General features: G+C 69.2%; 11 protein-coding genes. 9 read left to right on the top strand and 2 right to left on the bottom strand.

The genetic code is table 11. The annotated features are described in order from the left end of the window. Window positions 1–185: 185 nt before the first annotated feature. Window positions 186–1,295, top strand: coding sequence for a family 16 glycosylhydrolase (locus tag P3T39_RS36445; protein WP_280703617.1), 1,110 nt, complete (start codon window positions 186–188; stop codon window positions 1,293–1,295). Between the two features lie 369 nt (window positions 1,296–1,664). After that, a complete protein-coding gene (locus tag P3T39_RS36440; RefSeq protein ID WP_280703616.1) occupies window positions 1,665–1,985 on the top strand; it encodes a hypothetical protein in 321 nt (106 codons plus the stop codon). Between the two features lie 89 nt (window positions 1,986–2,074). Here P3T39_RS36440 and P3T39_RS36435 read toward each other — a convergent pair whose 3' ends face one another. Further along, window positions 2,075–2,563 carry a hypothetical protein gene (locus P3T39_RS36435; protein WP_280703620.1) on the bottom strand — a complete coding sequence of 163 codons (489 nt, stop codon included), beginning with the start codon at window positions 2,561–2,563 and terminating at the stop codon, window positions 2,075–2,077. Window positions 2,564–3,083: 520 nt separating this feature from the next. Between P3T39_RS36435 and hemL the strand changes: the two genes are divergently transcribed. From hemL to P3T39_RS36400, 7 genes are all read left to right on the top strand, one after another. Continuing rightward, on the top strand, window positions 3,084–4,406 hold the full coding sequence (hemL, locus tag P3T39_RS36430) for a glutamate-1-semialdehyde 2,1-aminomutase (RefSeq protein ID WP_280703619.1): 1,323 nt from the start codon (window positions 3,084–3,086) through the stop codon (window positions 4,404–4,406). A gap of 86 nt (window positions 4,407–4,492) precedes the next feature. Next, complete coding sequence (locus tag P3T39_RS36425) at window positions 4,493–5,140, top strand: histidine phosphatase family protein (RefSeq protein ID WP_280703618.1); 648 nt, start codon at window positions 4,493–4,495, stop codon at window positions 5,138–5,140. Between the two features lie 157 nt (window positions 5,141–5,297). Next, a complete protein-coding gene (locus P3T39_RS36420; protein ID WP_280703615.1) occupies window positions 5,298–5,900 on the top strand; it encodes a TlpA disulfide reductase family protein in 603 nt (200 codons plus the stop codon). Continuing rightward, window positions 5,897–6,688 carry a cytochrome c biogenesis protein CcdA gene (locus P3T39_RS36415; RefSeq protein ID WP_280703614.1) on the top strand — a complete coding sequence of 264 codons (792 nt, stop codon included), beginning with the start codon at window positions 5,897–5,899 and terminating at the stop codon, window positions 6,686–6,688. The genes P3T39_RS36420 and P3T39_RS36415 overlap by 4 nt, the downstream gene beginning before the upstream one ends. Before the next feature lie 2 nt (window positions 6,689–6,690). Next, the gene (locus tag P3T39_RS36410; protein ID WP_280703613.1) at window positions 6,691–8,409 is read left to right on the top strand and encodes a cytochrome c biogenesis protein ResB; all 1,719 of its coding nucleotides are present in this window, start codon (window positions 6,691–6,693) and stop codon (window positions 8,407–8,409) included. A gap of 3 nt (window positions 8,410–8,412) precedes the next feature. Further along, window positions 8,413–9,552, top strand: coding sequence for a c-type cytochrome biogenesis protein CcsB (ccsB, locus tag P3T39_RS36405; protein ID WP_280703612.1), 1,140 nt, complete (start codon window positions 8,413–8,415; stop codon window positions 9,550–9,552). Window positions 9,553–9,699: 147 nt separating this feature from the next. Continuing rightward, window positions 9,700–10,101 carry a hypothetical protein gene (locus P3T39_RS36400; protein ID WP_280703611.1) on the top strand — a complete coding sequence of 134 codons (402 nt, stop codon included), beginning with the start codon at window positions 9,700–9,702 and terminating at the stop codon, window positions 10,099–10,101. 137 nt (window positions 10,102–10,238) lie between these two features. Here P3T39_RS36400 and P3T39_RS36395 read toward each other — a convergent pair whose 3' ends face one another. Beyond that, a complete protein-coding gene (locus tag P3T39_RS36395) occupies window positions 10,239–10,451 on the bottom strand; it encodes an acyl-CoA carboxylase subunit epsilon (RefSeq protein WP_280703610.1) in 213 nt (70 codons plus the stop codon). Window positions 10,452–10,605: the final 154 nt, after the last annotated feature.

Here is a 10,605-nt window from a genome sequence, read left to right as displayed (position 1 = left end):
CCGCGCTGATCCCGATCCATGTGGATCCGGGCGTGCCACACGGTGCCACGGCCACGGGGCACCTGGAGGTGTTCAGCGAGGACGATCACTACGAGCCGGACGAGAGCACGCTGTTCACGCTGACCGTCAGCTGAGCACCTTCCACCCCCGCCGACGACCCACGTCCTCGAAGAAGGATCGAACTCATGCACACACTTGGCCGCATCAGGGCGGCCGCCGCAGCAGCCACGGCAGCCCTGATGATCGTCCTCGCTGTCCCCGGGCCGGCTCACGCGGCCACCACGATCACGCAGGACAGCCTCACGCCGACCAGCGCGTCGCCCGGAATCTCCGCCAAAGCCACCCTGAAAGTGCACTCGACCAGCTGCACCACGGTGCAACAGCTCGGAGTCGCCGTACGCGACTCGGCCGGGCGCAACTTCGACTTCCCGAACTCGCTCAGCAACGTGACCATCTGCCCGTCCGGTTTCACCTACACCTCGGGCGCACGTACCTTCCTCGCCGGCACCTACACCGAATTCGGCTACTACCTGGACAGTACGGGCTTCCACAACCTGCCCCCGGAGACCCTGACCGTGGCTCCGTCATCAGGGAATCCATCGAACCCGGCCCAAGGGAAGACCCTCACCTTCGATGAGGAGTTCAACCAGCCCATCGCCTTCGGCACCCGATGGATCGGCACCACCACCAGCGCCTACCAGTACGGCAACCACAACCCGAACGACGACAAGCTCGACTGGCTGCAGCAGTCCGCTGTGACCGTCGCCAACGGAGTCGCCACCTTCACCGCCCAGCCCAGCTCCCACATCCTGGAGAACGGCAAACGCGCGTGGAACACCGGGCTGCTCACCACCGAGGGCTCATCCGAGGGATTCCAGGTCCGGACGAACGACTACATCGAGACCCGGGTCCAGATGCCTTCCGGCCTCGGTGCCTGGCCCGCGCTGTGGAGCTGGCGCAACGGCGACACAGAGATCGACAAGTACGAGTACCACCCCGACAACCCGAACCTGCTGGAACTGACCAACCACATCAACCCTTCCCTGGACTACTACACCAATGCCGGCGCGGTGGCCCCCGGAAACTGGGTGGTGATCGGGGTCCTCTACGGTGCCAACTCGGTCAACTGGTACGTGAACGGCGCCAAGGTCTTCTCCGACAACACCGGCGTAGGCACGTCATTTTCCGCCTACCTCATCCTGAACCTCTCGGTGGACGCAGGGGAGTACCACCCCGCGCCGCCGAACAACACCCCGATCACCTCAGCCGCCGACTACGTGCGCGTATACCGATGAGCACACCCGCCATCCCCTCCACCGGAGCGGACGCCTCGTCAGCACGCGGCTCGTCTGCACCGACTGCCCGCCAGATACCGCCGCCCCGGTCATCGGATCGCCCCGCCATCCCTCGGGGCGGCCCAGCCCGGCCGGAGCGCCCCCATATCCCAGGCACCGCACACATTCCAACACGTGAAATCTCACGCAAGACAGGTGATGGCCATGACTCGCACACCACGCCCGCGTCGACAACTGGCACTGTGGACAATCGCCGCTGCATGCACGGTCGGCGCGACACCGGCGGTGGCCGCCCCCGCCCCTTCCAACTCGCACTACGCCGTGGTAAGTGTCACCGTCCCACCCGCTCCCCCAGGCGGGACGACGACCGTGAACGTCCTCGTGGTCAACAACGGCCCGGACGAGAGCGCATCGCCGCACGACGTGCAGGTCACCCTGCCCAGCGGTGCCACCACAACAGGTGCATCCTTCCCCTCGGCGTGCACAACCAGCGCCCAGGGCACTGTCGTCAACTGCACCTTCCCCCCGGGCCTGCCCGCATTGCGAACCGCCACCGTACTGCTCCCGGTGCAGACTTCGACGACCGCTCCCGCTCGTAGCGAGCTGACCGGCGGCTGGGTGCACCTCGCCAGCGCCGACGATGCAGTCAGCCCGCTCCGTGACGTGGAGTTCGACATCGTCACACCATGAGGAATGGCGCCCTGGCGGCCTGACGGGTGCCCCCTGAAGGCCCGCCAGGCAGGCGCTGATGGGCGCTCAGGGGGTGACAAACCCGCAGGTCAGGGCCACACCAGGCAGTACAGCTGGTGCCCCGCGTCGTGCAGCCGGTTGGCGAAGTCCTGCCACTCGTGCAGCATCGTGTAGATCACGAACGCGTCGCGCGGCCCCCGGCGGTCGGGGACAGTGGACCAGATGAAGGCGGCGGCGCCGAGTTCGGTCTCGTCGGCCTTGCGCAGGGGTTCGACGACGGTGTGGGGGAGTTGGACCACGGCGTAGTCCGGGTGGAGGACGACCAGCTCCAGCGGTGGGACCTGGTGGAGGGGCACGCCCTTGATGCCGGTGAGGACCATGGCGCTCATGGTCTCGGGCTTGATCTTGGTGGAGAGGTGGCCGTTGGGGGAGCCGCTGGTCTCCATCAGGTCGCCGAGGCGGCCCAGGGAGCCGAGTTCACCCGCGTCCAGGCCGAGGCCGCCCGGGCCGAGGGCGGTGGGCACTCTGGCTGCGGTGGCTCGGTCGGGTGCGCCGAAGTACTTGTAGGTGACCCCCACTCTTCCCTCACCCCGCCTTCCCCTGCCCGCACCCGTTCCCCCGCCCGCGGCGCCGGTGGACCGGCGGGACGGACCCGCGGCCTCCTCGAAACCGTCCTGCGTCTCGGACACTCGGACCATCCTCACCGGAATTCGCCGGAATCGACAGACCCCCGCACGCTCGGCGTCCTCCGAACGTGCCCCTTACCCGTCCTGCGCCGCCGTACACGCGTCAACCTGCGCCGCGTACACCTGCCCGCGCCCCGCGTGGTCCACAGTCTGACCGATCCGTCGGGCGGACCCGTCAGCGGGCCGCCGGCGCTCGTGCAGACGCCTTGGCAGTCCTTGTGGTTGTACGGATAACCGCACAGACCCTACAGACCGTACAGGCTGTTCGGCCCCCGCGGACCAGGGCTCCCGTCACAGCGGAAGCTGCATCCGACGGGGCGGTCGCAGTACACGGATCATCGTTCCAGATGATCGGGCCCGACATGCGGAGGTAAAGGACACGATTTGAGACCATGTCCGAGTGACCAACCCGATGAGCTACCCGTACGAGGCCCCTCAGTCCCAGTCGCTGTTCGACCGCGCCTCGGTCGTGACCCCCGGCGGCGTGAACTCCCCGGTGCGTGCCTTCCGCGCGGTGGGCGGCACCCCGCGCTTCATGGTGTCCGGCACCGGCCCCTATCTCACCGACGCCGACGGCCGTGAGTACGTCGATCTGGTGTGCTCCTGGGGGCCGATGATCCTCGGCCACGCGCACCCGGCCGTGATCGACGCCGTCCAGCGGGCGGTGTCCCGCGGCACCTCCTTCGGCACGCCCGGCCAGGGCGAGGTCGAGCTGGCCGAGGAGATCGTGGCCAGGGTGGCCCCGGTCGAGCAGGTCCGCCTGGTGTCGAGCGGCACTGAGGCGACGATGTCGGCGATCCGGCTGGCCCGCGGCTTCACCGGCCGCGCCAAGGTGATCAAGTTCGCTGGCTGCTACCACGGCCATGTGGACGCGCTGCTCGCCGCCGCGGGCTCCGGCGTGGCGACCTTCGGCCTGCCTGACACCCCGGGTGTCACGGGCGCGCAGGCGGGCGACACCATCGTCCTCCCCTACAACGACCTGGACGCCGTCCGTGCGGCCTTCGCCGCCCACCCGGGCGAGATCGCCTGTGTGATCACCGAGGCGTCCCCGGGCAACATGGGTGTCGTCCCGCCGCTCCCCGGCTTCAACGGCGGTCTGGCCGCGCTCTGCCGTGAGAACGGCGCCCTGTTCATCTCGGACGAGGTGATGACCGGTTTCCGCGTCTCCAGGGCCGGCTGGTACGGGGTCGAGGCGGCCCACGAGGGCTGGGCGCCCGACCTGCTCACCTTCGGCAAGGTGATGGGCGGCGGCTTCCCGGCCGCGGCCTTCGGCGGCCGCGCCGACGTGATGGCGCACCTGGCCCCGGCCGGACCGGTCTACCAGGCGGGCACCCTCTCGGGTAACCCGGTCGCCACCGCCGCGGGCCTCGCCCAGCTCCAGGGCTGCACCGACGAGGTGTACGCCACCGTGGACCGGGTCGCCGCCGAGATCTCCGGCCTGGTGACGGACGCGCTCACCAAGGAGGGCGTGACCCACCGGCTCCAGACGGCCGGAAACATGTTCTCGGTGTTCTTCACCGACGAGCAGGTCACCAACTACGACGAGGCCAAGCGCCAGCAGGCGTACCGCTTCAACGGGTTCTTCCACTCGATGCTCAGCCAGGGCGTCTACCTGCCGCCGTCGGCCTTCGAGTCCTGGTTCGTCTCGGCGTCCCACGACGAGCGGGCGATCGAGCGGATCGCCGCCGCCCTGCCCGCCGCCGCCCGCGCGGCGGCCGGGGCCCAGCCCGCCTGAGCCCCATCCCGTCACAGACGTCCGAGCCCAGCCCGCCGAAGGAGCAACCGAGCGTGAGCGCCAAAGAGACCACCGTCGTCCACCTGATGCGGCACGGCGAGGTGCACAACCCGGAGGGCATCCTGTACGGACGCCTTCCGGGCTACCACCTCTCCGAGCTGGGCCGCCAGATGGCCGACCGGGTCGCCGACCACCTGGCCGACCGCGACATCACGTACGTGGTCGCCTCGCCGCTGGAACGGGCACAGGAGACCGCCGAACCGATCGGCAAGGTGCACGGCCTGGACGTGGCCGTGGACGAGCGGCTGATCGAGGCGGACAACATCTTCCAGGGCAAGACCTTCGGCGTCGGCGACGGTTCGCTGAAGAACCCCGGGTACTGGAAGTACCTGACCAACCCGTTCCGGCCGTCCTGGGGCGAGCCGTACATCGAGCAGGTGGTCCGGATGATGGGTGCGCTCGCCGCGGCCCGGGACGCGGCGCGCGGACACGAGGCGGTCTGTGTCAGCCACCAGCTGCCGATCTGGACGGTCCGCTCCTTCGCCGAGCGCCGTCGGCTCTGGCACGACCCGCGCCGCCGTCAGTGCTCGCTGGCCTCGCTGACCAGCTTCACCTACGAGGGCGACCGGATCGTCTCGATCGGCTACCGGGAGCCGGCCCGCGATCTGCTGCCGGCCCACCTGGTGGGCAAGGGCGGCAAGGGCAAGCCGGTGGGCAAGAGCTTCGGTGCCTGAGGCCCCGTCGCGCCCGTCGGACCGCAGGGTCGGAGACTGACGCCACACCGCCCGGAATAAGCGGATCATAAGTATAAGAACCGCAGGTCAGAGGGGGTCCGACACGCAACGTCGGACCCCCCTGAAACGGCCTGGAGTCCCATGCGAAACTTTTCACATGTCTGGGACGACCCACCGCCGTATCCGCCTCACCGCCGCCCTCGGCGCCGTCGCCGTGCTCGCCCTCACGGGCTGCAGTTCTGGTTCCTCCGGCAGCGGTGGGGGCCAGACCGGGTTCATCGTCGGCAAGGGAGGCATGGACACCGCCCCCGTCGGCCAGCGCGAGGACGCCCCCGCGATCTCCGGCAAGACCCTCGACGGTGGCAACGCGGCGCTTGCCGACTACAAGGGCAAGGTCGTCGTCCTCAACATCTGGGGCTCCTGGTGCGGCCCCTGCCGGGCCGAGGCCGCGGGCCTTCAGAGCGTCGCGCAGAAGTACCAGGGTCAGGACGTCCAGTTCCTCGGCATCAACACCCGCGACGCCGACCCGGCCAACGCGGTGAGCTTCGAGAAGAACTTCGGCGTGACCTACCCCAGCCTGTACGACCCGGACGGCACCCAGATCCTCAAGTTCCCCAAGGGCAGCCTGAACCCGCAGTCCATCCCGACCACGATCATCGTCGACCGCCAGGGCAGGCTGGCCGCCCGCTCGATGCACGCGGTCTCCGCCGATGACCTGGAGAAGCTGCTGAAGCCCGTCGTCGACGAGAAGTCCCAGTGAGTACCGCCCTTCTCGCACAGACCACGGTCGCTCTCGGCGAGACCAACGAGACGGTGGCGAGCGGCGCGATACTGCTCGCCGTCCCGATCGCCCTCGCCGCCGGTCTCGTCTCGTTCTTCTCGCCCTGCGTCCTGCCGCTCGTCCCGGGCTACCTCAGTTACGTCACCGGCTTCTCCGCCGCCGACCTGGCGGACGCCAAGGGTGCGCGGCGCGGGCGGATGCTGCTCGGCTCGCTGCTCTTCATCCTCGGGTTCACCGCCGTGTTCGTCTCCGGCGGTGCGCTCTTCGGCTTCTTCGGCCACACGCTGCTCGAATACCGGCACACCATCAACATCGTGATGGGCGTGGTGACCGTCGTGATGGGCCTGGCCTTCATGGGCCTGCTGCCGGGCTTCTCGATGCGCGAGCTGCGCTCGCACCGCCGCCCGGCCGTCGGCCTGGCGGGGGCGCCACTGCTCGGCATCGTCTTCGGGGTCGGCTGGACGCCCTGCATCGGCCCGACCCTCGCCTCGATCCAGTCGCTGTCGATCAGTCAGGCCGATGCCGGGCGCGGCGCCTTCCTGATGGCTGTCTACTGCCTCGGCCTCGGCGTACCGTTCATCGTGGCCGCACTCGCCTTCCGTAAGGCGCTCAGCGCCTTCGGCTGGATCAAGCAGCACTACCAGTGGGTGATGCGAATCGGCGGCGGCATGCTCGTCGTGGTCGGTCTGCTGCTGGTCACCGGGGCGTGGGACTCGATGGTGGACCAGCTCCGGTACGCCACCCAAGACTTCTCGATCGGAATCTGACCGTGAGCGACACCCGAACCCGTCCGCCCGAGGACGTGACCGACGCGGAGGCCGAGCGCCTGAGCAGCGCCCCCGCCGAATCGGACAGCCCGACCGGTATAGGCGTGCTCGGCTGGTTCCGCTGGATGTGGCGTCAGCTGACCTCGATGCGGGTCGCGCTGGTGCTGCTGTTCATGCTCTCGCTGGCGGCCATCCCGGGCTCGCTGATCCCGCAGAACAGCCAGAACTCCTTCAAGGTGGAGACCTGGAAGGCCGCGCACAAGACGGTCGCGCCGATCTACGACAAGCTCCAGCTGTTCGACGTCTACAGCTCGGTGTGGTTCTCGGCGATCTACATCCTGCTGTTCGTCTCGCTCGCCGGCTGCATCATCCCGCGCACCTGGCAGTTCGTCGGAGTGCTGCGGGCCAAGCCCCCGGCCGCGCCGCGCAACCTGACCCGGATGCCGGTCTACGCGGCCTGGCACAGCGACGCCGACGCCGGAGCGGTCAACGCGGCCGCCTACCAGCGTCTGAAGAAGCGCGGGTTCCGTGCCCACCTGGGCACCGGGGCGGTCGCCGCCGAGAAGGGGTACCTGCGCGAGGTCGGCAACCTGCTCTTCCACTTCTCGCTCTTCGCGCTGCTCGCGGGCTTCGCCTGGGCGAGCCTGGGCAGCGGCCAGGGTGGCAAGCTGGTGATCGAGGGCCAGGGCTACGCCAACACCATGACCCAGCTGGACGACTTCACCGGATCGGCCTTCTACACCAGCGAGGACCTGGATGCCTTCGGCTTCAAGCTGGACGGCTTCACCGCCCGCTACCAGACCACCGGCGACCAGATCGGCACCGCCCGCGAGTTCACCGCCCACATCCGGTACTGGAAGGGCGAGGACGACACCAAGCTGACCAAGGGCGACATCCAGGTCAACCACCCGCTGGAGATCGGCGGCAGCAAGGTCTTCCTGATCGGCCACGGTTACGCGCCGGTGGTCACCGTCAAGAACGCCAAGGGCGAGATCGTCTACGCCGGACCGACGGCCTTCCTCCCGCAGGACTCCAACCTCACCTCCACCGGTGTCATCAAGGTCAACGACTACGGCGAGAAGGACGGCCGGAAGACCCAACTGGGCTTCCAGGGCTACTTCCTGCCGACCGCGCCGGACGACTTCAACAAGACCGGACCGATCTCGCTCTTCCCCGCCGACGCCAAGCCGATGCTGGTGCTCACCGCGTGGGCGGGCGACCTCGGCACCGACTCCGGTCTGCCGCAGAACGTCTACCAGCTGAACACGCAGCACCTGACCCAGCTGAAGCAGGACGGCGACATCGCCAGGGCCAGGCTGACGCCCGGCCAGGGCTGGACCCTCCCGGACGGCTACGGCACGATCACCTTCGACGGCTACCAGCAGTGGGCGAGCTTCACCGTCTCCCACCGGCCGGGCAACGCCGTGGCGCTGCTCGGTGCGGTCTGCGCGATCCTCGGTCTGATCGGCTCGCTGTTCGTCCAGCGTCGCCGGATCTGGGTCCGGGCCACCCCGACCGCCGACGGCCGCACCCTGGTCGAGGTCGCGGGTCTTGCCAGGAGCGAGTCCGCCAAGATCGCCGAGGAGCTCGCCGACCTGGCCGTCGACCTCCAGGACGACGCCCCGGCCACCGAGGACGATCCACCCGTGCCGGCGGCTGCTGAACCCGAAGCGGCCGAGTCCGACCCCACATCCCCCGCCGACCCGAACTCCAAGGAGTAGACGGTGCATCTCGCCTCGGGAGTCGACCCTCATCTGGCCGACCTCTCCAACAAGCTGATCTACTCGGCTATGGCCGTGTATCTGATCGCGATGTTCGCTCACATGTTCGAGTGGACATTCGGCAGCAAGGGCGCGGTCGCCGTCCGCTCCGCCGAGCAGGCGAACCTGGCCGAGACCGTGGCAGCCGCCAACGAGCCCGCCAAGGCAGCCAAGAAGGTCACCGTCACCGTTGCTTCGGCGTCCGGCGGCACCACCACCCTCACCCGTACCGCCCTGGCCGACGCCGGTGCCACCGTGGTCACCAGCGGCCGCGACGAGGCCGAGGAGATCGACGGCCCGGGCGCCGCCGGCACCAGCGAGAAGGGCGACCTGGCCGGGCGGATCGCCGTCTCGCTCACCGTTCTCGGCGCCCTGCTGCACGCCGGTGCCGTGCTCACCCGCGGCCTCTCGGTGATGCGCTGGCCGTGGGGCAACATGTACGAGTTCTCCTGCGCCTTCGGGCTCACCATGGTGCTCGCCTACCTCGGGCTGCTGGCCGCGAAGAAGAAGGTCCGCTGGCTCGGCCTGCCGGTCATGGTGGCCGTGCTGCTCATCCTCGGTCTCGCGGTGAGCGTGCTCTACACCGACTCCGAGCAGCTGGTTCCGGCCCTGCACTCGTACTGGCTGGCCATCCACGTCTCCACCGCGACCATCTGCGGCGGCGCCTTCTACGCGGCCTTCGTCGCCACCCTGCTCTTCCTCGGCAAGGACAGGTACGACCAGCGCATCGAGCTGGGCCTGACCACCGGTCCGTTCAACACCCCGGCCTCGATCTGGCAGCGCCTGCCCGCCGCAGGTTCGCTCGACAAGCTCTCGTACCGGATCAACGCGATGGTCTTCCCGCTGTGGACCTTCACCATCATCGCGGGCGCCATCTGGGCCGAGGCGGCCTGGGGCAAGTACTGGGAGTGGGACCCGAAGGAGACCTGGTCCTTCATCACCTGGGTCGCCTATGCCGCGTACCTGCACGCCCGTGCCACGGCCGGCTGGAAGGGCCGCAAGGCCGCCTACCTGGCCCTGCTCGCCTTCGCCTGCTGGCTGTTCAACTTCTACGGCGTCAACATCTTCGTCACCGGCAAGCACTCGTACGCCGGTGTCGGCTGACGGTTCGCCGGGCCGGTCCCCTGCCACCCGACGAGGGTGGCAGGGGACCGTAGTCGCAGCAGTTCTGTAGAAGTCCCCGAAGTCCGGCGCTGTTCAATGCAGCTCCGATGTTCCAGAGTCCGCCAAGGCCGCGAGGAGGGCCGCACCATGGAGTGCGACGAGGTCATGCTGACCGTCCGAATCACCGCTGCGGAGAGAGCCTTGCTCCGTCGGCTCGCCCAGGGGCACCGCAGCGACGTCTCAGAGGTCGTCGCCGACGGGCTGCTGGACGTACTGCCGACCCTGCACAGCACCGCCGACGCCTACCGTCTGCTGGCAGCGCTGGCCCAGCCCGCACCCTGCGCCCAGACCGTCTGGCTGCCCACCCCACTGGCCGACCTGCTCGTCCTGGCCGCCGCCCGCATCGCCCAGGCCACCGGCGACCGCCTCGGCTCCGCCAGCGCCATGCTCGGTGCCGCGGTCCGCCTCTGGCTCTCCCAGGACCCCCAGCGCCTGGCCACCAACCTCGCCGTCATGCACGCCGGCCGCCCGGCCCTCGCGGCAGCCTGAGCCTCACCCCAGCGGCAACGGGTGACCACTCAGGGGCGCGGGGAACTGCGCGACCAGCCCTCTGCCAAGGTGCATGGTTGTTCGCGCAGTTCCCCACGCCCCTGAAAACGCAGAAATCCTCGCGCCCCCCGCAGGGGTCAGGCCGCCTGCTGCCAGCTGACGGGGGAGTAGTACGCCGGACGACGCTCCAGGCGCTGCCAGTTGGCGATCGGCTCGACGACGGCGCTCTGGGCGGCAGCGGCCTGGGCGGCGGCCGCGCGGGCCATCAGGACGGCGGTGAGGGCGGCGAGCTCCTCGTCGTTCAGGGAGCCGCGGACGATGCGTACGAGAGGTTCGGCGGAAGCGCTCATGGCCTGGTTTCTCCCCCGGTCTGAAGTCTGACTGATTCCGAAACGCGTGGCTGTGCGTTACATCGGCGGGTTGCCGTGCTTGCGGCTGGGCAGGTCGGCGTGCTTGGTGCGGAGCATGGCGAGGGAGGAGGCGAGGACGGCCCGGGTCTCGGCG

Source organism: Kitasatospora sp. GP82, from assembly GCF_029892105.1.
Lineage (GTDB): Bacteria > Actinomycetota > Actinomycetes > Streptomycetales > Streptomycetaceae > Kitasatospora.
This window is presented reverse-complemented; position numbering and strand designations above follow the sequence as displayed.

Bases quoted from the DNA above. Each gene is read 5' to 3' on its own strand.
- P3T39_RS36400 (WP_280703611.1), top strand. From the start codon at position 9,700: ATGGAGTGCGACGAGGTCATGCTGACCGTCCGAATCACCGCTGCGGAG.
- P3T39_RS36425 (WP_280703618.1), top strand. From the start codon at position 4,493: ATGCGGCACGGCGAGGTGCACAACCCGGAGGGCATCCTGTACGGACGC.
- P3T39_RS36395 (WP_280703610.1), bottom strand. From the start codon at position 10,451: ATGAGCGCTTCCGCCGAACCTCTCGTACGCATCGTCCGCGGCTCCCTG.
- P3T39_RS36420 (WP_280703615.1), top strand. From the start codon at position 5,298: ATGTCTGGGACGACCCACCGCCGTATCCGCCTCACCGCCGCCCTCGGC.
- P3T39_RS36445 (WP_280703617.1), top strand. From the start codon at position 186: ATGCACACACTTGGCCGCATCAGGGCGGCCGCCGCAGCAGCCACGGCA.
- hemL (WP_280703619.1), top strand. From the start codon at position 3,084: ATGAGCTACCCGTACGAGGCCCCTCAGTCCCAGTCGCTGTTCGACCGC.